This window comes from Caldalkalibacillus uzonensis (assembly GCF_030814135.1).
Classification (GTDB): domain Bacteria; phylum Bacillota; class Bacilli; order Caldalkalibacillales; family Caldalkalibacillaceae; genus Caldalkalibacillus; species Caldalkalibacillus uzonensis.
Genome location: NZ_JAUSUQ010000003.1, coordinates 180,327 through 202,173, shown reverse-complemented (window position 1 = coordinate 202,173; position 21,847 = coordinate 180,327). Strand labels below are relative to the sequence as shown.

Below are 21,847 nucleotides of genomic sequence, written 5' to 3'. Positions count from 1 at the left end.
ATGATTTATGAGCTGAAAATAAGGTTGAAAGGATCGAGACCACCCGTATGGTGTCGTATACTGGTAGACCGGGATATCACGTTTGCCCAATTACATCATATCATGCAACTGATCATTGACCCCGATGACATCCATCTGCACCAGTTTGAAGTTCCCGCCATCCCGGAGTCCAAACAGCAACAATTGGAAGGCAAGCCGGGTGAACATGCTGATTCGCTGTTTGGCTCGTTTTCTCCTTTCTGGGATAAGGTGCTTATTGGCAATCAGAATATAAAGGGAATTGATTTGTTCGGACAGACCTTAGTGTTGGATGAAGAACAAGAAAAGCTGGGAGAATGGCTGCAGCATGTAGGAGATACATGTGTGTACACTTCTGATTTTGGTTTGGATCTTCAATATATACTTGAAGTCAAAGCTATTATGGAACCACAAAGAGAAAAGGTATATCCACGCTGCATCAAGGCCAAATGGCTGCCAACCCAGGACAAAGCGGCCAATCTACGCTGGCAAGGTGAGCTGAATCAGTTTTTTGCCAAGAGGGAAAAGAGCTTAAACAGCCCCCAATTTTTACAGCAAAGAACCCAGGCTCAAACTTCATCAGGCTCCACGCTCCCACACAGAACGGCTCAAATAAAACAATTGACTGAACAGGACCTCATCTGGCGCCAACTGTTTGAAGCGGCTAATCAGTATAAGGCCCTTGCTCCGTGGCAATGGATGTCCGATGTGGACAATTTTGCCATTGTTGATGGCCAAACGGGACAGACGGGATACGGTTGTGTGCTGGGTGAAGGTGGAGATATGTATGGTTTATTGATCTTATTTGGCAAGCCGGGCTTACGCTCTTTAATGATGATGCAGAATGGAATCGGGTCAGACGAAGACATGCTTCATCTGCAACAAGGTATACTGCTTTCCTTCGACAACCGTGAAGAGTTGAGTGAGTTTGACTACCGGCTGATCAAAAGGCTAGGTTTAAAATACAGGGGACGCCATCAATGGCCAGTATTCAGAAACTATACACCTGGTTATCTGCCTTGGTATATCACTGAGGATGAAGCACGGTTAATGACACGGGTCTTATACCAGTCCATCAACGTTTGCCAACGGGTGAAAGAGAATCCGGCCTTGTTAGACACAGCACAGAACACCAAGTTTGCCCGCATATCTGTCAAAGAGGGTAATAGCTGGAACTGGCAGGATGGCACTGTGGATGTGAGTGTGACATTAGCGGAGTTAGATGATGAGTATCGTCAGCAGCTGTTTCAAAAAGCGCAGAACCACATGGATCGCCTCACCTGGCAAAGGGTGCGCAAGGCCTATCAACGCAAACCACATGAGCTGATTTGCCATGTTGATTACATGACAGAACCTGTGCAGAACCGAAAAGGTGAACGTCCCTACTTTCCCACAATGTGTCTGTTTTTTGATGGCAAAAGTGGAATGGTCATCAGCTTTGCTCTTGCTGAGCACAACGCTGAGGTTCACAAGCTATACTCAGAATTACACAAACTGATTGACTGCTTAGGTTATATACCCGCTGTTATTCAAGTGGAGAGCGATAAGGCTTATGCCTGCTTGCAACCTGTCTGCCAGTTGTTAAGGATTAAGTTGGAAAAACGGCATCTTCCTGTTCTGGCTGAATTTAAATCTATGCTGGAGCATGGGTTGAACTGGGATTCCTTTTAAATTAAGAGAATACTTTTCCGCCTGCCACCAGCAAGAGATATAGCACTAAAAACAGCAGACTTCCTTTCACTAAATATCTGCCATAGTAGCGCCGCCAAAATTCCCGTTGCTGCAAGTTGCTGGGCTCTGTATCAGCAGCCGTGTCCACATTGAGAGGTGCTTCCTTCTCTCCAAGTAATGACTTGAGTTTAAGCGGTTGGTCCAACGCTTTATACAATTTGTGGCAATGGGGGCAGGTGTTTAGATGCTTTTCTACTGCCCGTATTGTTTCAGGACGACAGTTCTCTTCTCTGTACAGCGGGAGTAAATCACGTACTAAGGAACATTTCATTTGTCTCATCCTTTCCGTCTTTGATTAACAACTTGTCCTTGCTCGTATTTTTCAAAGTCCAGACGAAACTGCAGCCGCGCCCGATGCAAGGTGGTTTTCACTTTGGGCAAACTCCAGCCTAGAATATCCGCTATTTCTTGATAAGCTAGTTCCTGTATGTCTCGTAAAATCAGGACGGTTCGGAACTCTGTTTTCAGTTGGTTCAAAATACGCCGTACATGCTCACTTTCTTCTTTTTGCTCTAAAGATTTGTGGGGCAAATCATGATCTGCCTCGAGTTGATGAAGGAGCTCTGTTTTGATGGGTACCATACGGTATCTTGTTTCCCGGCGGTACCAGGTCACAAAATGGTTATGGGCAATGCGGTACAGCCATGATTTGATAGAAGCTTGCCCCCGATATGAGGGCAGCCCGTGGTAAGCTTTCAAAAAGACATCCTGGCATAATTCTTCAGCGATCTCTTTCCGGCCTGTTTGATGATAGAGATAGGCGTATATTTCTGGCTGGTATTGCTCATAAAATTTTTCTAGTTGTCTAAAATAGTTGTCCATGATTAATACCCCTACACTTCAAGCGCTTAAGTTTAAAAGTAGAACCAGAAGGCTACCCAGACAGACAAAGCTGTGACTAGCCCAATGCCTAGCCAAAGCATGCGCTTTGCTGTCCGGATGGTTTTCAGCTCTTCCTTGGTTAAGGATGATGAATGAACAGATGATGTTTGCTGCACGGAGAAGCTTTCCCCTGGTTCATGTTGATCCTCTCCTGCCGTTTGGGATGTTCCTCCTAGGGTTATCCATTCTTGGCAATTACCACACTGGTACAGATGTTCTTCCATCCATTGCTTCGTTTCTTGTTCCACATGATCTGCTTGATAGTCTGCATAAAGATCACGAAATATAGCACACTGTTCAGTCAAACTTTGCTGGTGATTCATCATCCATCATCCCTGCTTTGCTTATAGTCTGCTAAAGGTGTTATTTCTCCCGTTTGCACATCGACAAAATACAAGTGGTGTTCTTGCGTGGCAAAGGGCATCAATACAACGAGCCACTTAAGGTCAACCTCTCCTGAACGGTTGATGACGCAGGCCAGTTTGATCCGTTGGGCGTAAAGAGAGAGGAGAGGGTATTTTTCTTTCACTCGCTGTAATGCCTCCTGGCGGGAAACAGGAAAACGATTCTGCTGATATGTTTCCTCTCTATCGGCATAAACAGAGTAATTGAACGAGACTAATGCTCCTTTTTCATCTAGTGTGACATCAACATGACGGGTGAGTCCTGTACTGTTTTGGTCCCGGGCCTGCCAGGAAAAGAGTCCTGGTTCTTCAGTTTCGACTCGTGTATAGGGCTGGTCGTACCAGTCCCTCACCCATTGCGCTGCCCATTGTTCTGCCGCGGCTGCAATGTCTGAAGCAGCAGTTTGCCTTTGTCCAGCCGCTTGTTCAGGGGGGGTTTGCTCCTCGTCAGCCCGGTTGTAGGCCAGGACGTCTCCTGTCAGACCGCTGAGTGTCAAGCGGTCGCCATGTCCAGTATCAATCCAGAGTGATGGTCCTTCTCCATCATACCAAAAGGAAGCGTGGCTCAACTGGTAAGCTGGTGTTGGTTGCCCTAACCCTTCATACCAGTGGCGGATGACCTGCTCAACTTGCTCTTCACTCAGCTTGATCTGCTCGTAATCATCCAGCATAAAAACAATACCGGAAGAGAAATGATCAATCTGCCCTGTTTTAGACCAGCGCAGGAAAGCGCTCCAATCATGCTCCGTTCTCTGGAGTTCTCCATCGGACCATTTGCGGTAAATGTGAACGGAAAAATGGTCCCTTTCCTCTTCAATGTCCATGTGGTGGTACTCAGGATGAAAGGTGTACCCGACCGATGCCAGCCAATCGATGGTTTTAGCTTTAATTTTTTCTTGATTGAGCAGAGTGCTGTGGGAATGAAGCAGAGAATCTTCTGCTTCATCCCTCCCCAGCGAGCGGGACAGGTTGAGTAACTTGCCGGAGACCCCGTTAAAATCCAGGTGATATTCACCCAATCGTAACCGGTATATATTATGAAAATCTTCAATATAGCCTTGCATGACAATGATGTTATCCTCCCAGTTGCCTGTGGCCTGCCGGGCTATTTGTTCAACCTCATTTAGCGTGGCGATAGTCACCTCTTCCCGATAGGCCAGTTCTACAGGATAGCTGGCTTTGGCAGCCGCCCACAGCCACACATTATAAAACGGATTTGCTGACATGATCAGCAACAAAGGGACATTGCATAAGACCAATCTTAATCCACGTTTAAAACCATAAGTATGCCTAATTACCCAAGGCCAGATAAAATGTTTGGTTCCTTCATACATGCCGAGCAACAATAAAAAGGTGAAGACAGGAACGAGCATATCTAATGGAATGGTGTGAACCACCCATGTTGCCGCTCCGGTCAGCAGGAAAAAGAGACCATAAACTTTCCATCCCCGTCGCCAATAAAGCTCAAAAAACAAATACAAAGCAGCAACCAAAGACAGAACAAGTAATATAAACAGGTAACCCACCGGATCTCTAAAGAATTCCTCTAACTCTACCCCCGGTAAGATAAGCAAAATAGGGTTAAGCACCAGAAAAAGGTCAAAGGTGTAAAAAAAACCGAACCATCTCTGATAAGGCAAACTAAGAATATAGTGAATACCGGCTACCACAATATAACTGTAAAACAGAATATTCATATATTGATTGATAATCGTGTCTGCATCCCAATACGATATATATTGCAACGAGTAGTGACTGAAGTGATGAACAAACTCAATGGTGATAGCTGCAAACATGAGGACACGTACTATGATCCCCATCCATAGCAGCTGTTTTTCTGCTTGATGCGGGTCAAACAGGAGATGGTACAACTGGATAAGTCCTAACATGGTTATACTGATTCCCATCAGGTACATGGTGTATAAGCTCAAGGGAACATAACGTTGCATATGTTCAACAAACATCATGAGGAATTCGATCATCATCTCACCCCGCAGTGTAGCTAAGCATGCAGCATGTATTGATTGGGAAGTAACCTTCACTAGTAATGACAAATGGGCAGGGCAAAAGTTACAGGTTCTTTGTTTAGAAAGTTGAACCCCGTGTGTACAGGGGGTGAGACCGTTGGATGTACTAGGATTGCTTATACTACTTTTCACCGGAGGAATCTTCTTGGTGGAGTCCTGCAACTGGCCGTCCGGACCGTCCGGGAAATAAAAAAGTAATCCACCCGCTCGGCCAAGCTGGGTAGTGGATTACTTATACCAAAAATATGTGATTTGACAAATAGAATGCCGCTGAATATGTTCGAGGACAGTATTTTTTTACTGTGCTTTCCCCTTACCGCCCCTCCCGCTTCCAACTTAGCCCATACTGTTTCAACTTCTGATAGAGGGTTGCCCGGGAAATACCCAGCTTTTTGGCTGCGGCACTTTTATTGCCATAGGTCTCTTTCAAGGCTTGTTCAATCCGCCGCTTTTCTAAAGCCTCTTTCTCTACTGACAATGGGTTGAAGCGGAAGGTAGAGAAATCGTTTGCTGGTTGGGATACATATTGCTGTCGTCCCGAACTTTCAGCAACTGGAAAGAGATAGCGGACATCTTCCTCTTTGATCTCTTGCCCATCCGTCAAAATGATCAAGCGCTCCACCACATTACGCAGCTGGCGAATGTTGCCCGGCCAATGGTATTGTAAGAATAGGGCCATCACTTGGCTATCCAGTGAGGGAATCGGCTTTTGGTACTTGGCTGCAAATTCGTTAATGAACATTTGCACCAGTTCCGGGATATCTTCCAGACGATCACGGAGGGGAGGGATGGACAAAGAGACCACATTGAGACGGTAGTACAGGTCTTCTCTGAAAGTTCCTTCAGCCGCCATTTGCTCCAGGTTACGGTTGGTGGCAGCCAAGACCCGGATATTAACCGGCAGCGGTTTGGTGGCGCCGATACGGTACACTTCCTGCTCCTGCAGGACACGGAGCAGTTTGACCTGCATGTCCATAGGCAGTTCGCCCACTTCGTCCAAAAACAGGGTCCCCCCAGAGGCCAGCTCTATTTTGCCTTTTTTCCCTTCTTTGGACGCACCTGTAAACGCCCCTGCTTCATAGCCAAACAACTCACTTTCGAACAAGGCTGGGGGGATGGCACCGCAGTTAATGGGCACAAAAGGTTGGTCATGGCGCAGGCTGGCTTCATGAATCGCCCGGGCAAAAAGTTCTTTGCCGACGCCGCTTTCCCCTGTGATCAGTACCGTGGCTTCCGTTTTGGCCACTTTCATGGCCATCTGTATGGCCTCCTGAATGGTCCTGCTTTTCCCTTTAATTTGGGAAAAGGGACTTTCAGCATGGTTTTGGGAGACCGCACTTTTCAGCTGATCAAGCTGCAGGGAGGCATCCGACAGCTCCTCATTTAACTTGACCAACTGGGAAATATCTTGTTCCACTGAAACCGCCCCGATTAAGCGCCCCTCATCGTCATAAACAGGGGCTGAATTGATTAAAACATGTTTATCTGGACGGGGACGGTGGTAAATACCCCTAACAGGCTGTTCTGTCTCCAGCATTTTTAACACAATCAGGTCTTCTTGCCGGAAGAAATCTTTGATTTTTTTGCCAATAATCTCCTCTCGTTTGATGTTATAGGTTTGCTCCGCAGCTACACTCCAAAACAGGACCTCACCTTCCAGATTAACCATGGTAATAGCCTCATTGCTGACTCGGTTTAATACGTCCAAAAAGAAACGGGATTCTTGGTACTGACGTAGACCCATCTCCCCTGACCCTCCAATTCAAATCTGTTTAGATTCTAGACATAAATGGATTGAAACTAAACAAATTCTATACAAATGTGTAAATATATTATACATGCAATAGCGAAAAATGACAAAGCAGTGACCATCAACATGAGTTTTTTCAACATTTTAGTGAAATGATAAAGTTGGCATGAAATTTGCTTGTTAAGAAAATGGAACTTTTCACTTGAAAGCACTTTATATGGCGAAAGACTAATTAGCACAGTGAAAAGTTGTGCAAAGGAGGGGAACACATGGAACAGGTGATGAAAAACTTTTTCCTCTTTATGGCAAAAAACAAAACATTGAATCGCCTGGCTAAGAAATATGGATTGGCTCTGGGGGCCAGCCGGTTTGTAGCAGGGGCTACGTTAGATTCTGCTTTGCAAGTGATCCATGGCTTAAATGCCAAAGGGCTGATGGCTACGATGGATCATCTGGGGGAATTTGTCTACAACGAACAGGAAGCCAATGATATGGCTGATCACTGTATTGCTGCTTTGGAAGGCATGGCCAGGGAGAAGCTGGATTGCAACTTGTCTTTAAAACTGACTTCCATGGGCCTGGATATCTCCAAAGACTTGTGTTTGGCTAATATGAACCGCATCATGGAAACAGCTGCAGCATTGGGCATCTTTGTACGCATCGATATGGAAGATTACGCTCATCTGGAAGATACACTGGACATATACAAACGGTTAAGACAAAACTACGACAACGTAGGCACCGTAATCCAAGCCTATCTGTACCGCAGTGCCGATGATGTACAGGATCTGGCTCAGTTGAAAACCAACTTGCGCTTGGTGAAAGGAGCCTATAAAGAGTCTCCTGAAGTGGCATATCCTGAAAAACAGGATGTGGATGACAACTTCAAAAAGCTGATTCGCCTGCAATTGGAAAACGGCTGCTATGCCGCTGTGGCCACCCATGATGAGGCGATCATTGATTATACGAAACAATTCGTTCAGAAAAATAACGTCCCATACGATTGTTTTGAATTTCAAATGTTATATGGCATCCGGTCTGAACTGCAGCTGCGCTTGGTAGAAGAAGGGTACCGTGTGCGTGTCTACGTGCCCTATGGCAACGACTGGTACGGCTACTTTATGCGCCGACTGGCGGAGCGGCCGGCCAACGTCGCTTTTGTCTTGAAGGGCATGTTGAAAAAATAAACTTTTAGGAAAGGATGGTTCACATGTTAGAAGCATTTAAGCCAGAGCCGTTCACCAACTTTAAGGATGAGCAAAACCGGGCTGATTTTGAAGCGGCTTTGAAAAAAGTGGAAGGTGAGCTGGAGGGAAAGTATCCGCTGATTATTGGCGGGGAACGGATCACCACGGAGCAAAAGATTGTCTCGGTTAACCCCTCCAAAAAGGGGGAAGTGATTGGGCGCGTCTCCAAAGCGGATCAAGCCTTGGCTGAAAAAGCGATTCAAGTGGCAGCTGAAACATTTGAAGAGTGGAAACGTGTTCCCGCTGAACACCGGGCCCGCTACTTGTTTAAAACAGCTGCCCTGTTAAGAAGACGTAAACATGAGTTTTCCGCCTGGTTAGTCAAAGAAGCCGGGAAATCTTGGGTAGAAGCAGATGCAGATACCGCGGAAGCGATTGATTTCTTGGAGTATTACGGACGCGACATGATCCGTCTGGCCCAGCCGCAGGAATTAACCCGTTTGCCTGGAGAAGATAATGAAGCCTTTTATATTCCATTAGGCGTTGGTATCGTGATTCCGCCCTGGAACTTCCCGCTGGCCATTATGTGCGGTATGACGGTTTCCTCCATTGTGACGGGTAACACAGTGGTGTTAAAGCCAGCCAGCGCTACGCCGGTCATTGCCTATAAGTTTATGGAACTCTTGGAGGAAGCAGGTCTTCCGGCTGGTGTCGTCAACTACTTGCCTGGCAGCGGTTCTGAAGTTGGGGATTACCTGGTTGAACATCCGCAAACCCGCTTTATCACCTTTACCGGTTCCCGCGATGTGGGCTTGCGCATTAATGAGCTGGCTGCCAAACGTTCTGACAAACAAAAATGGATTAAGCGGGTTGTGGCTGAAATGGGCGGTAAAAATGCCGTCATCGTTGACAAAGATGCCGACCTGGAAGCAGCGGCCCAAGGCATTGTCGCCTCAGCTTTCGGCTTCTCAGGCCAAAAATGTTCCGCCGGCTCACGGGCGATTATCCTGGAAGACGTCTATGATCAAGTGCTGCAATTGGTTGTGGAAAAAACGGAGCAATTAAAAGTTGGTGATGTGAGCAAGCCAGACACCTTCACCGGACCTGTCATTGATGAAGCAGCCCAAAGCAAAATTCTGGAGTACATTGAAATTGGGAAACAAGAAGGGCGTTTGTTGGCAGGCGGTGAGAAAGGTTCTGACGAAGGATTCTTTGTGCAGCCAACTATCTTTGCTGACGTGGATCCCAATGCCCGTATTGCCCAGGAAGAGATTTTCGGGCCGGTTGTGGCCTTTATCAAAGCTAAAGATTTTGACCATGCCCTGCAGATTGCCAACAATACGGAGTACGGCTTAACCGGGTCGGTCTACTCTCGCAACCGCTATAACTTGGAAAAAGCAAGAGAAGAATTTTATGTGGGCAACCTGTATTTTAACCGCAAGTCAACAGGTGCAATCGTTGGTGTTCATCCGTTTGGCGGATTTAATATGTCCGGTACGAACGCCAAAACAGGGGATCAGGATTATCTCTTAAACTTCCTGTTGAAAAAAGCGGTCTCTGAAATTTTGTAAACTATCTAATTAAAATACAAACTTATATCGTTTTTACCATAATATACAAAACATGATTAGGCGTTCAAACGTGATATAATAAGATTGGAGAGTAACCCTGGAGGTGCTCTCCAATTTCACCCCCCATTGTATTCACAAGATGCAGAATTTTTGTGGGAGTTATATGGATATTAATGTTATTAATTACCTTAAATAGATAAGAAAGGAGCTATGAAAATGGAAGCGTTTTCTTTGACGCCGGCAACCTGGTTTTGGCTGGTTGTGCCCATGCCGTTGCTCATTGTCTGGGCGGTTTGGACTTATGTTAAAGAAGGAAGGGGTAACGATCAATGAGTGCCACTTATCTCACATTTTTGGCTTATCTGCTTGGGATGTTGATTATTGGGATTTATATGTATCGTCGGACAAACACTTTATCTGATTATGTTCTTGGGGGAAGAAAGTTAAACAGCTGGGTGGCAGCCTTGTCCGCGCAGGCCAGTGATATGAGTGGCTGGTTACTGTTAGGATTGCCTGGAGCCGCTTATGCATCGGGGATGGGCATGTGGAGTATCTGGATCGCCATTGGTCTGGCGACAGGGACAATGTTAAACTGGCAGTATGTGGCCCAGCGGTTACGCCGTTATACACAGATTGCCGGGGATTCGATTACATTGTCTGAATATTTCTCAAACCGCTTTAAGGACAGAAGCCAGTTGTTGCGCGTTATTTCTGCTGTCTTTATTTTGGTCTATTTCCTCTTTTACACGGCTTCAGGCCTTGTAGCGGGCGGAAAACTGTTCGAGGCAACTTTTGGCATCGATTATTCAACGGCATTACTGATTGGTGCTTTGGTGATCGTAGGTTATACTTTCTTGGGAGGCTTTTTGGCCGTCAGCTGGACAGACTTTTTCCAAGGGACATTAATGTTTATTGCGCTGATTGTGGCGCCTGTTGTGGCCATCAGTTATGTTGGCGGTATTGATGCCCTGTTCAGCAAGATTGGCGCAGCCAATCCGGACCTGCTGGATGTGGCAGCTGATGTGAACTTTGTTGATGGTGTGTGGGAATCGGCTGGCACCTTAAGTGTTGTGGGGATTATATCTGCTTTAGCATGGGGATTGGGCTACTTTGGGCAACCCCATATCCTGGCCCGTTTTATGGCCATCCGCTCTGACAGGGATATTCCCGCTGCCCGTTTGATTTCTGTCACATGGGTGGTGATCACCTTATACGGTGCCATTATTGTTGGCTTTGTTGGCATTGCCATGTTTGGCGGGGATCAAGCACTGGCTGATCCTGAAACGGTTTTCCTGGTTATGGTGCAAACGGTGTTTAATCCGTGGGTCGCTGGTATTCTCCTGGCTGCTGTTTTGGCTGCCATTATGAGTACCATTGACTCCCAGCTCCTGGTTTCCTCCAGTGCGTTGACAGAAGACTTCTACCGGACTTTCTTCCGCAGAGAAGCAACCGACAAGGAACTGGTGTGGGTTGGACGTATTGCTGTTCTTGTCATTGCCCTTATTGCACTCATGTTGGCCTGGGATAGCGAGAATACAGTACTAGGCTTAGTTGCTTATGCCTGGGCTGGTTTTGGTGCCGCATTTGGTCCAGCTGTGCTGTTTTCTTTGTTCTGGAAGCGTATGACTGCAGGCGGTGCAATGGCTGGGATTATTTCAGGTGGCTTAACCGTGATTTTATGGGAGGCTGCAGAGAAGTTTACACTGTATAGTATTGTGCCGGGCTTTATCGTTGCCTCGGTCATGATTGTGCTGGTCAGCTTGGTGGAACAGAAACCTGCACAAGAGATTCAGGAGGAGTTTGAGCAAGCAACAAAACCTCTCAACCAACATCATTGACCTTAATCATTTACAACGGCCACAAACTTAACTATAATAGATGTGCAGCATAGTAGATTTGCAACACGATCTTTCTGCGGAAAATCACATAATCTCGCAAATAGGTGCCTTGAGTGTTTTTCAAGAAGGAAAATCACTCGGGTTAAAAGGGAAGCCCGGTGAAAGTCCGGCACGGTCCCGCCACTGTGAGCGTTGAGCCTGCTTCAAACAAGCCACTGTGAGCCTTGTCTCATGGGAAGGCGAAGCAAGGCGAGGAAACGTGAGTCAGGAAACCTGCCTATTTGCCAGATTAAGTATCCTTCGAGGAAAAGGATGCTTAAAACTAGCACTTATTGTGCAGCACTGGGCTGCGTAAGCCGGCTATTTTAAGTGAACACCTTATCCTTGAAGGAAAGGTGTTTTTTTCATGCTTGATGACGTACAGTGGTGTTGCCAATCTGCAAGACAATATAGATAACATCACAAAGGGGTGTAGAAGATGCTACAGATGGGATGGAAAAAGTGGGGGTTATTAGCAATTGTTCTCTCTTTTGTCCTGGTTTTAGCTGCAGCATGCGGAACAGCAACTGATGGGGAAGGGAACAACGGGAATGGCCAGGAAGAGCATGTGCCAGGTCAAGAAGAAACGGATCAGGAGGAAGTTTCACAAGGGGAAGGGACTTTTCCGGCTACCATTGTTGACGGTTCAGGGACTGAAGTGACGATTGAGGATGAACCGCAAACATTGATCACCATGATCCCCAGTATTACAGAGACGGTTTTTGCCCTTGGTTTGGGAGATAAAGTGATCGCCGTGGATGATTATTCCAATTATCCTGAGGAAGCACTGGAAAAAGAGAAAGTGGGAGCACAGGAGATTAATGTGGAGAAAATTTTAAGTCTCTTGCCTGATGTGATCTTTGTCACCACTCACCACCAGGACAATTATGCGGATGTGCTGGATCAATTGAGGGAGGCTGGCATTACTGTTGTGGTGGTAGATACTGATGCCACGAGGTTTGAAGATGTGTATGAGTCTATCCGTCTGATCGCTCGGGTCACCGGCACGACTGAAGAAGCAGAGGCCTTGGTGAGTGATCTAGAGCGCCGTCTGGAAGAGATTAAGGCGAAAGCACAGGAAGTAGACGAGCCAAAGAAAGTGTGGGTGGAAGTATCCCCCCGTCCTGATATTTACACACCAGGGACAGGAACTTTTATGCATGAAATGTTAGAAGCCATCAATGCCGTTAATGCAGCAGCAACTGCCGGTGTGGAAGGATGGGCAGCCATAACTGAGGAAGAAATTGTCCAGCTGGAACCTGAGGTGATCATTACCACTTACGGTTATTATGTTGACAATCCTGTTGAAGAAGTGCTAAGTCGTGACGGCTGGAGTCAAGTGCCTGCCGTGCAGCACGAGCAGGTGTTTGACGTGGATAACGATACCGTGACACGTCCTGGACCACGCATCATGGATGGAGTGGAGACCCTTGCCAAACTCATTTATCCCGAAATTTTTACTGAATAAGGGCTGGCTGTATGTTTTTAGCGGAGGGCTGGTCGTGGTGACCGCTCTCCTGGCCCTGTTTATGAGCAGTGTCAAAGTTCCCGTGGCAGATATCATTCATATTATCATTCACAAGTTGACGGGATGGGCGGCGGGGGAGGATATTCCAGCTAATGTGGAGATGATCATCTGGGACATCAGATTTCCCCGGGTACTCTTATCTTTTGGGGTTGGCGGTGCCTTGGCCATTAGCGGAGCAGCCTTTCAGGGCTTGCTGCGCAATCCCCTGGCTGACCCGTACACCATTGGGGTGTCCTCCGGCGCCGCCTTAGGTGCTGTCATCGTTATTTTTTTTCAATTAAGTTTGTTCGGTATGTTTACGCTGCCGTTGTTTGCCATCCTGGGCGGATTGTTTGCTTTATTCCTGGTATTCGGCATGACCCGCTTGTCGGGTAGAGGTCTGGCCATTGAAACCATTGTGTTAGCTGGGATAATCATCAGTGCCTTTATTGGATCACTTATCTCTTTGATTATGGCCTTGAGCGGCGAAGAGTTGCGCAGCATTTTGTTTTGGCTGTTTGGCAGTGTGGGCATGAGGGGCTGGCACTATGTGCTTTTGTTTCTGCCTTTTTTGGTGGTGGGGATAGTCCTGTTACTCATTCATCACCGGGATTTGAATGCCCTGGCTTTGGGTGAACATTCAGCTGCCCATGTGGGAGTGGAGGTCCGGCGAAGTAAGTTATTGATTTTGATCGGTGCCTCTCTTTTAACCGGATCGGCGGTGGCCGTGTCTGGCACGATTGGTTTTGTGGGGCTGGTTATTCCCCATGTGGTTCGTTTGCTTGCTGGGCCAGACCATAAGCATGTGCTGCCGCTGTCTATTTTGATCGGGGGCAGTTTCCTGGCTCTGACTGATCTGTTGGCCCGCACGCTGATTGCACCTCAGGAGTTGCCTGTTGGCGTGATCACGGCTTTGGTTGGTGCACCGGTTTTTGCTTTTCTCTTGCTGAGAGAACGAGCCGGAAAGGGGTTTGTACGATGATGGAACTTCGTCAGGTGAGTGGGGGCTATGAGGCATTTAAGGTTAAACAGATCAACTTAACCTTGCGCAAGGGGGAGTTTTTTGCCCTGCTTGGTCCTAACGGCAGTGGTAAATCGACGCTGCTGAAGTTGATGACCGGGGTGTTGTCTCCTGAGCAGGGAGAGATCTGCTTAAATGGAACTCCCTTGGCCCGTTATGGGAGTGTACAGAAGGCGAAGCTGATCAGTGTGTTGGGGCAAGAAGAGCACGTGTCCTTTGATTTTACAGTGGAAGAAATTGTGGCCCTGGGACGCTACCCCCATCAGCATGGTTTGTTCAATTGGCTGTCGGCTGAAGATGAACGGGTGATCACAGAGGCCATGGAAGCCACCCATGTGGCCCACTATCGCAAGCAGCCGTTTCGCTTGTTGAGCGGTGGGGAAAAACAGCGGGTGCTGCTGGCCAAAGCATTGGCCCAGGAGCCTCAGCTTCTGTTCCTGGACGAACCAACCAATCACCTGGATTTAAAGCATACCTTTAACTTGCTGAACATGCTCAAAGAGTGGCAGCGCAGCAAAGCCTTAACCGTATTTGCTATTTTGCACGACATTAATGTAGCTGCTTTGTATGCGGATCGGTTGGGCTTGATGAAAGATGGTTATCTGCAAGTGGTCAATGATGTTCATCTCCTCAAAGACGAGGACCGTATTGAAGACATCTACCGGGTGCGGGTCAATGCCCAGGCCCATCCCCAGCTGGATAAGCCACAATTTATGCTGACGCCAAAAGAGGAGCAGGGCCAAGCATCTCCTTCCCTGTTAGCAGGGTACCGCTTAACCCAGGACGAAAAGCTGCTTTATTTGTGTTTTGACCATCCATTAAAAGTGATGGCTAACAGTGTGTGGGGGAGCGGAATCAGTTGGGCGGCTCATTTTTGTAATTTCCACGTTCCCAAGCACTATAACTGTTCCAACCCTGAGTCAGATGTAAAGCGCTGGCTAGAAGAGCGATCCATTCCTGTTCAGCAGGCGATTGGCATGATGACAGCGGTTGATCTGGAAGATTACGTCCTCTTGGAGCGGGAAGAAGCCCCTTTTCAACTGCTGGCCGTGGTCACGGCCGGAACAGGCAATGCCGTTGATATTTCCCAAAACCATGACCTGCAGACGCTCAGACAAATTGGCACGATCAACACGATGGTGTTTATTGATGGCCACCTGACCGACGGTGCGTTTGTCAATGCGGTGATGACGGCGACAGAAGCCAAGGCAAAGGCCCTTGCCACTTTACAGGTGAAAGATAAGGCTACTGGCACTCTAGCCACTGGCACCTCCACAGACAGTGTGGTGATTGCGGCTACCCAGCGCGGTAAGAAAACACCGTATGCCGGATCGGCCACCGTACTGGGCAAAGCCCTGGGCCAGCTGGTTTACCAGGCAACACTACAAGCGATTCAGAAGTACTGGCGCCGGCTTGGGGTAACTTCTGCAGAAAGAGGTTAGATTGTATAGATGTTGGCGGGACTGACACCAGCTTGGATCCATTTGCTGATTATCCTTTCAGGAGCGATAGCTCTTGATCTTCTCGTTGGTGATCCTCGCCGCTTACCCCATCCTGTGCGTTGGCTGGGCAGCTTTATTGCTGTTTTGGAAGGGAAGTGGAACAGGGGAACAAACCGCAGGTTAAAGGGAATTGGATTGTTGACTACAGTAGTGGTTGTGGTTGGAGGACTAAGCTGGTTGGCAGTATGGGGAGCTTACCGCCTCCATACAGGAGTGGGGATGTTAGTGGAAATAGGGTTGATCTGGACCAGCATTGCCATTAAAAGTTTGCATCAAGCAGCGATGGAGGTTTACCGTCCCCTCCAAGCAGGGCAGTTGGAAACAGCCCGTGACAAGCTGGGCGAAATTGTAGGACGGGATACAGACCACTTAAACAAGGGAGAGGTTGCCAGAGGAGCGGTGGAAACGGTGGCTGAAAACAGCGTGGATGCGATTACGGCTCCTTTGTTTTGGACCCTGATTGGCGGGGCTCCCTTGGCCATGGTGTACCGGGCCGTCAACACCTTGGATGCTATGGTGGGTTACCGGAATGAGCGTTACAAAGCGTTTGGCTGGGCATCTGCACGAATGGATGATGTGCTTAATTGGCTTCCGGCCCGTTTCACGGTTGTTGCTCTGTGGTTAGCAGCACAGATGGGCCGTGTCAGTCTTGTCAAAAGCAAGGTGTGGCACATTACTTTCCGGGATGCTCCTAAACACCCCAGCCCAAATAGCGGCTGGCCGGAGGCAATGATGGCTGCTCTCTTAGGGGTTCAACTGGGCGGAATCAATTATTATCAGGGGGTTCCTTCCCGGCGTCCCACCTTGGGGGATAACCTCCGGCCGCTTGAGGCGGAAGATATCAGACGCAGTGTGCGGCTGATGCACGGAACATGGCTGATTTTCAGCGCTGTCCTTCTCCTAGCCCTTTGCCTGTGGGGTTGGCTGAGTTTATACGTTGAGTGAAGGGGGGATGTGTGTGCAGTGGCCAAGTCATGGCGGGCAACCTGAACAAATGTGGAACATGTTTCATCAGTCTCGTCCCCAATCGGTGTTAGATTTTAGTGCCAATTTGAACCCGTTGGGCCCTCCGGATTATATCCAGGAGCTCATCTTTTCCGCGTTAAAGCAGATCAGACGTTATCCGGATCCAAACTATGAGGAACCGCGCCAAGCGATCGCCCAGGCAGAAGGCCTGCCGTCTGAAAAGGTGCTGTTAACCAACGGAGGAGCAGAAGCGATTTTTCTCGTAGCCCATTGGTTACGGAACAAGCGGGCCCTGATTGTCCATCCTACCTTTGGGGAGTATGAGCGGGCTTGCCAGCAACATGGGCTTCAGATTACGCCTTTGTTTCTCTCTCATCCTCCCCGTTTTGAGTGGCCCCTGGGGGAGATCGTGGCTCATCTTAGTGATGTTGATGTCATTTTTTTGGCCCAGCCTAATAATCCAACAGGCACACTGCTTGATGCTGACACAATCCGCAGCATCTTGTCAGCAGCCCGGCGTCATGGATGTTATGTGGTGGTTGATGAGGCGTTTGTCGATTTTTTGCCACAAGCGGACTCCCTCACACCATGGCTAAAAGAGGCGCCCCACTTGATCTTACTGCGCTCCCTGACAAAAATGTTCACCATTCCAGGCTTGCGGCTGGGATATATCTTGGCTGACGAAGCGGTCATTGAGGAGCTGGCCGCCAAACAAATGCCCTGGAGTGTCAATGCTTTAGCGGCCGCCTTAATTCCACACTTGGTGGCTGATCAGACGTTTGTAGCACGGACCCGTGACTGGCTGTTGGCTGAAACCCAATTTTTAAGAACAGCCTTAACTGGCTTAAAATTTGAAACCTCACCGTTCACGGCCAATTTCTATTTACTGCGCGATGGCAGGTCTGAAAGGTGGAGCAAAGAGCAAGCAGTGAGCGAAGCTGAGGCGTTGCTTGCCTTCTTGTTAGGCAAAGGCATTGTGCCCCGTCACACGCATACCTTCAAAGGGTTGGACGGGGAGTGGCTCCGTTTTGCCGTCCGCTCTCGAGAGGAAAATGAGAAATTGGTAGCAGCCCTTGCCGAGTGGACTGAACAAAGATGGTGAACCAAGATGATTATGTTTGTTTCAGGAGGCGCCCGTTCGGGAAAAAGCAGCTATGCCGAGTCCCTCTGTTTGCAGTTAGCAAAAAAGGGCACACCACTTGTCTATGTTGCCACAGCCCAACCGCTTGACTCTGAAATGGCAGAGCGCATTGAGCGGCACCGCCGCCAGCGTTCGGGACGATGGCAGACAATAGAAGAAGCAAAGGAAGTGGATAAGGTCATAAACCTGTGTCAGGAAGGAAGCATCGTCTTGGTCGATTGCCTGACCATCTGGCTTAGCCATTTGTTATTTGAAGACGTCCTTTCAGTGGAGGAAATTTTGACTGCGGCCAGGCGGATGCTGGCCACAGCCGAGAAGAGGCAATTGTCACTGGTTCTGGTGTCCAATGATGTTAATGAAGGGGTTCCTCCAGTTGACCGTGAAGTGAGACGTTATATCTATGCTTTGGAACAGGTTCATCGGCTGTGCGTGGCCGAGGCTGACCAAGCCGTTCAGGTCATTGCCGGGCAAGGGGTGATGTGGAAAGGAGATCGGGCATGAGCAGGAACTGGAGACGGAACATGAAGGAGATGGGTGGCGGAGTGGCCATCGCCTTTCAATTTTTAACCACGCTGCCTCTGCCCTTCCGTCCGGAATGGCAGCCTGAAACTTTAAGCTGGGCCCTAAGGGCCTACCCCTTGGTCGGTATGGTGCTGGGTGTTTTCCTTGGCAGTCTGGTCTTCTTGCTTGCTCCGTTTGTGCCGGTGTGGATGCTCACCCTTGTTGTGCTCTCAGCCTGGATCATTCTAACCGGCGGCCTGCACCTGGACGGATGGATGGATGTGGCCGATGCTGTCGGCTCTCGGGCCCCATTAGAAAAAAAAATCGCCATTATGAAAGACCCCCATGTGGGCAGTTTCGGGATCATTAGCTTGGTTTTGTTGCTGATGTGGAAAGCTGTTTTTCTGTTCGCCATTGTTGAGGTTATGCTGAAGCAGGAGCAGACAGCCCTGCTGATGTTGATTCTAGTGGGGGTGCTCGGTATCTCCCGCTGGGGTGTGCTGGTCTGCCTCGGTTGGCTTCGGCCGTTTAGACAGGAAGGATTGGCCTGGGTGTGGCACCGCTCCTTGGGGAAGCGGGATCTTGCCTGGGGGGGTTTCCCCCTTGCACTCACTATTGTCCTGGAACCGTGGCTGATTCTGCTCTATGTCAATCATCTTTTGTTTTTGCTGGTTTGGATGCGGTGGAGCCAGGCTCAATTTGGCGGGATTAACGGAGATCTGTTAGGGGCAGCAATTGAGGGGGGCGAATTATGGGGACTATTCAGTCTGTTCATCTGTATCTGGTTCGTCATGGGCTGACAGAGTGGAACAGGGAAGGACGCTACTATGGCCACACGGATGTCCCCTGTCTGCCTGAGGAGTGGCATCTGTTCGACGGTCTCCGCTCACAGTTGGCCGCACTCAGCTTCAGCCGGGTATATTGCAGTGATCTGACCCGCTGCCGGCAAACGCTGCATGATTTGAACCCGGAACTGGCCAAGATTGCCAGCTATGATCACCGTTTGCGAGAATACCACTTCGGTGTCTGGGAAGGCAGGACCCATCAGGAGCTGGAACATGATCCGCTTTATCAGGCGTGGTTAAGGAACTTGGAAACAACAGCCCCGCCTGGTGGAGAGTCAATGGGTCAATTTAGGCAGCGGGTAAGTGAGTGGCTGAGAGAGGTGTTAAGGCCGGAGAATCTACCGGCACGTATTTTAACGATGACTCATGGTGGTGTGATACGCTACCTGTTATATACATGGGGGGTGAGGGCCTCCATGTGGCAAAGTCCCATCAATATGGGGCAAGCTTATGTGCTGGAATTGACTCGGACTGAAAGGGGATGGGCATGTACTGCATCGTGGGAGGTGCCTTCTCAGGGAAGCGCGCTTTTGTCAGGACACAAACAACAGGTCAACAGCTGAGCTGGATCTCTGCCTATCAGGGACATAGTTGGCAGGACTGGTCGAAAAGGTGGCAGGCTCATACCGTGTTAGTCATGGAAGGCTTTGAGGAGTGGATTAAGCAGGAACTGGAACAAGGAAGGGATGCGGAACATATATTGTCTCAGTTTAACACTTTATTGGGACAGGTGCGCCAGTCAGAAGCACAAAGGCGTCAAAGCGATGAGAATAGTGTTGTGTTTCTGATCATGTTGGAAATGGGGCGGGGCATTGTACCTTTGTCAGCGCTAGAAAGAACGTGGCGTGATTTAAACGGCTGGCTTGTCCAGCAAGGGTCGTCGCTAAGCGATCATGTGTATTACATCTGGCACGGACTGGGGAAAAAACTGAAATGATCAGAGCCCTCTTTTCCTGAGCGGGATTTTCAGCTATGCTGTTGTATAAGTATAAAAAATGCCAGATGTAAAGGAAGAAAGTGCCATGTTTGATTACCACGTGCATACCTCATTTTCAGCTGACTCCAAACTCCCAATGGATGTGGCCTGTCAAGCGGCCATTGACAAGGGAGTGACTGAAATCGCCTTTACTGAACATTTGGATTATTTTTATCCCAATTGTCCGTTGACCTTTGAATTCGATTATCATGATTATGCCCGCACAGTGGATGAGCTGAGAAAGCGGTTTGGAGACCATCTGCATATCTTAAAGGCAGTGGAGATTGGCTTACATCCCTCGGTAAAAAGTAGGAATGAACAGTTTGTCCGGGACCATCAGTTTGACTTTATCATTGGTTCCGTCCATATTGCTGATGACTTGGATCTGCACAACGGTGACTATTTTAAAGGTAAACAATTAGATCAAGCCTTGCATCTCTATTTTGAGACTGTGTACCACTGTGTGCGGGATAACCCCTATTTTCATGTGCTAGGTCATCTGGATCTGATCAAACGTTATGTGCACTACTTGAAAGCGGATCATACCTGTATCGATTGGCGGCGCTACGATCACCTCATTGCTGAGACGCTGAAAGAGCTGATTAACACAGGGCGGGGCATTGAAATCAATATGTCTGGTTATCGTTATAAACTGAACTGTGCCTTGCCTGAGCTGCCGGTCATCAAACTTTACCGCCAGCTGGGTGGCGAAATTATCACTATCGGTTCCGATGCGCATCATCAGGCACATATTGCCCACCACTTTGAACAGGCCTATCACTTGTTGGTAGAAGTCGGTTTCAAGTATATCACCGTTTATCGGGAAGGGCAGCCACGTTTCATTTCTGTGGGAGAAACTCGTAAACCGAATGAAAGGGGAACGAAACGATGAAAATTTATACGCGTACAGGGGATGAGGGCCAAACCAGTATTGTAGGTGGCCGTGTATCCAAGGCCAGTGCAAAAGTGGAAGCTTATGGCACGGTAGACGAAGCCAACAGCTTTGTGGGTGTGGCGATTGCCCATCTGCCAGAAGAGGAGCGCCAGATCAGAGAGGAGCTGGAGAAAATTCAGCATGAGTTGTTTGACTGCGGCAGTGACTTAAGCAAAAAAGAAGGTGCGGAGCGGAAATATCCATTTAAAGTGACGGAAGAGATGGTCACCTTTTTGGAGGAGCGCATCGATGCCTATGTGGCCGAGGCACCAGAACTGGAGCGGTTTATTCTCCCGGGTGGAACCAAAGCAGCGGCCTATTTGCATGTGGCCAGAACGGTCATCCGGCGGGCGGAACGCCAGACGGTGCGATTGGCTGAAAAAGAAAAGATCAATCCTTGGGTGCAGAAATATTTGAACCGCTTGTCCGATTATTTCTTTGCCTTGGCCAGGGTGATCAACCACCGGGCTGGGCATAAAGATGTGGAGTATGTACGCAGTGCCAATGTGTTTTCCCGTCGACGTAACAAGGAGTAGAGTGAGTGGTTAACGTGTCTGATTGGTACTGGCTCAACTTGGACAGGCTATATAAAGTAAACTGGACGATTGGTAAAGGAGGATCTTGATGCCTAAAGTAACGATATATCACTATCCCCAATGAACATCGTGCCGTAAAGCCAAGGCTTGGCTTGAAGATCATGGCTATGATTTGCATGTGGTGCATATTGTCAACGATCCCCCGGACAAGGAAACGCTGCGCAAGCTGTGGCAGCAATCGGGAGAATCACTAAACAAATTTTTTAATACACGGGGTACAGTGTACAAAGAATTAAACCTGAAAGAAAACTTACCTGGCATGAACGAAGAGGAACAACTGGAACTTCTGTCTTCAAACGGGAAGCTGCTTAAACGGCCCATAGTGACAGATGGTAACAAGGTGACCATTGGCTTTCAGGAGAAAACATTTGCAGAGACTTGGGGAACATAGTATGATGAAAGCAAATACAC

At 48.4% G+C, this 21,847-nt stretch carries 20 protein-coding genes, 1 pseudogene and 1 riboswitch; of the genes and pseudogenes, 16 read left to right on the top strand and 5 right to left on the bottom strand.

Translation table 11 applies throughout. From position 1 onward, the window contains the following. A complete protein-coding gene (locus J2S00_RS05565) occupies positions 1-1,689 on the top strand; it encodes a plasmid pRiA4b ORF-3 family protein (RefSeq protein ID WP_307336556.1) in 1,689 nt (562 codons plus the stop codon). 1 nt (position 1,690) lies between these two features. Here J2S00_RS05565 and J2S00_RS05560 read toward each other — a convergent pair whose 3' ends face one another. The 5 genes from J2S00_RS05560 to J2S00_RS05540 all read right to left on the bottom strand — a co-directional run bounded on the left by J2S00_RS05560 (position 1,691) and on the right by J2S00_RS05540 (position 6,806). Continuing rightward, on the bottom strand, positions 1,691-2,020 hold the full coding sequence (locus J2S00_RS05560; protein ID WP_307336554.1) for an anti-sigma factor family protein: 330 nt from the start codon (positions 2,018-2,020) through the stop codon (positions 1,691-1,693). Positions 2,021-2,025: 5 nt separating this feature from the next. Further along, positions 2,026-2,571 carry an RNA polymerase sigma factor gene (locus J2S00_RS05555; RefSeq protein WP_307336551.1) on the bottom strand — a complete coding sequence of 182 codons (546 nt, stop codon included), beginning with the start codon at positions 2,569-2,571 and terminating at the stop codon, positions 2,026-2,028. Positions 2,572-2,603: 32 nt separating this feature from the next. Continuing rightward, positions 2,604-2,954 (bottom strand): hypothetical protein, encoded by a 351-nt coding sequence (locus J2S00_RS05550; protein WP_307336548.1) that lies wholly within the window; start codon positions 2,952-2,954, stop codon positions 2,604-2,606. Beyond that, entirely contained in the window at positions 2,954-5,002 is a 2,049-nt protein-coding gene (locus J2S00_RS05545; protein WP_307336546.1) for a hypothetical protein, read from the bottom strand. The genes J2S00_RS05550 and J2S00_RS05545 overlap by 1 nt, the downstream gene beginning before the upstream one ends. Positions 5,003-5,375: 373 nt before the next feature. Continuing rightward, on the bottom strand, positions 5,376-6,806 hold the full coding sequence (locus J2S00_RS05540; protein WP_307336543.1) for a sigma-54 interaction domain-containing protein: 1,431 nt from the start codon (positions 6,804-6,806) through the stop codon (positions 5,376-5,378). A 275-nt stretch (positions 6,807-7,081) separates the two neighbouring features. On the opposite strand from J2S00_RS05540, the gene J2S00_RS05535 reads away from it, so the two are divergent. From J2S00_RS05535 to J2S00_RS05465, 15 genes and pseudogenes are all read left to right on the top strand, one after another. Beyond that, the gene (locus J2S00_RS05535; RefSeq protein WP_307336540.1) at positions 7,082-7,999 is read left to right on the top strand and encodes a proline dehydrogenase family protein; all 918 of its coding nucleotides are present in this window, start codon (positions 7,082-7,084) and stop codon (positions 7,997-7,999) included. 23 nt (positions 8,000-8,022) lie between these two features. Continuing rightward, positions 8,023-9,570, top strand: a complete 1,548-nt coding sequence (pruA, locus tag J2S00_RS05530; protein ID WP_307336538.1) for an L-glutamate gamma-semialdehyde dehydrogenase — start codon at positions 8,023-8,025, stop codon at positions 9,568-9,570. A gap of 329 nt (positions 9,571-9,899) precedes the next feature. Further along, positions 9,900-11,408, top strand: a complete 1,509-nt coding sequence (gene putP, locus J2S00_RS05525; protein WP_307336535.1) for a sodium/proline symporter PutP — start codon at positions 9,900-9,902, stop codon at positions 11,406-11,408. 85 nt (positions 11,409-11,493) lie between these two features. Beyond that, positions 11,494-11,703, top strand: a riboswitch (cobalamin riboswitch). A gap of 183 nt (positions 11,704-11,886) precedes the next feature. Then, positions 11,887-12,915: an ABC transporter substrate-binding protein gene (locus J2S00_RS05520; RefSeq protein ID WP_307336530.1), complete on the top strand. Its 1,029-nt coding sequence runs from the start codon at positions 11,887-11,889 to the stop codon at positions 12,913-12,915. Continuing rightward, positions 12,878-13,936: a FecCD family ABC transporter permease gene (locus J2S00_RS05515; RefSeq protein ID WP_307336528.1), complete on the top strand. Its 1,059-nt coding sequence runs from the start codon at positions 12,878-12,880 to the stop codon at positions 13,934-13,936. Before J2S00_RS05520 ends, J2S00_RS05515 begins: the two co-directional genes overlap by 38 nt. Then, entirely contained in the window at positions 13,933-15,417 is a 1,485-nt protein-coding gene (locus J2S00_RS05510) for an adenosylcobinamide amidohydrolase (protein ID WP_307336525.1), read from the top strand. The genes J2S00_RS05515 and J2S00_RS05510 overlap by 4 nt, the downstream gene beginning before the upstream one ends. Before the next feature lie 9 nt (positions 15,418-15,426). Further along, the gene (cbiB, locus tag J2S00_RS05505; RefSeq protein WP_307336521.1) at positions 15,427-16,422 is read left to right on the top strand and encodes an adenosylcobinamide-phosphate synthase CbiB; all 996 of its coding nucleotides are present in this window, start codon (positions 15,427-15,429) and stop codon (positions 16,420-16,422) included. 13 nt (positions 16,423-16,435) lie between these two features. After that, positions 16,436-17,545, top strand: a complete 1,110-nt coding sequence (gene cobD, locus J2S00_RS05500) for a threonine-phosphate decarboxylase CobD (protein ID WP_307336518.1) — start codon at positions 16,436-16,438, stop codon at positions 17,543-17,545. A gap of 6 nt (positions 17,546-17,551) precedes the next feature. Next, positions 17,552-18,085 (top strand): bifunctional adenosylcobinamide kinase/adenosylcobinamide-phosphate guanylyltransferase, encoded by a 534-nt coding sequence (locus J2S00_RS05495; protein WP_307336515.1) that lies wholly within the window; start codon positions 17,552-17,554, stop codon positions 18,083-18,085. Then, the gene (gene cobS / locus J2S00_RS05490; protein ID WP_307336512.1) at positions 18,082-18,885 is read left to right on the top strand and encodes an adenosylcobinamide-GDP ribazoletransferase; all 804 of its coding nucleotides are present in this window, start codon (positions 18,082-18,084) and stop codon (positions 18,883-18,885) included. Before J2S00_RS05495 ends, cobS begins: the two co-directional genes overlap by 4 nt. Next, entirely contained in the window at positions 18,837-19,493 is a 657-nt protein-coding gene (locus J2S00_RS05485) for a histidine phosphatase family protein (RefSeq protein WP_307336509.1), read from the top strand. Before cobS ends, J2S00_RS05485 begins: the two co-directional genes overlap by 49 nt. A 65-nt stretch (positions 19,494-19,558) precedes the next feature. Continuing rightward, on the top strand, positions 19,559-19,867 hold the full coding sequence (locus J2S00_RS05480) for a bifunctional adenosylcobinamide kinase/adenosylcobinamide-phosphate guanylyltransferase (protein ID WP_307336507.1): 309 nt from the start codon (positions 19,559-19,561) through the stop codon (positions 19,865-19,867). Between the two features lie 58 nt (positions 19,868-19,925). After that, on the top strand, positions 19,926-20,798 hold the full coding sequence (locus tag J2S00_RS05475; RefSeq protein WP_307336504.1) for a histidinol-phosphatase HisJ family protein: 873 nt from the start codon (positions 19,926-19,928) through the stop codon (positions 20,796-20,798). After that, positions 20,795-21,376: a cob(I)yrinic acid a,c-diamide adenosyltransferase gene (locus J2S00_RS05470; RefSeq protein ID WP_307336501.1), complete on the top strand. Its 582-nt coding sequence runs from the start codon at positions 20,795-20,797 to the stop codon at positions 21,374-21,376. The genes J2S00_RS05475 and J2S00_RS05470 overlap by 4 nt, the downstream gene beginning before the upstream one ends. 136 nt (positions 21,377-21,512) lie before the next feature. Continuing rightward, positions 21,513-21,827 (top strand): annotated as a pseudogene (locus J2S00_RS05465) (Spx/MgsR family RNA polymerase-binding regulatory protein); the annotation flags it as partial. Between the last annotated feature and the right edge of the window lie 20 nt (positions 21,828-21,847).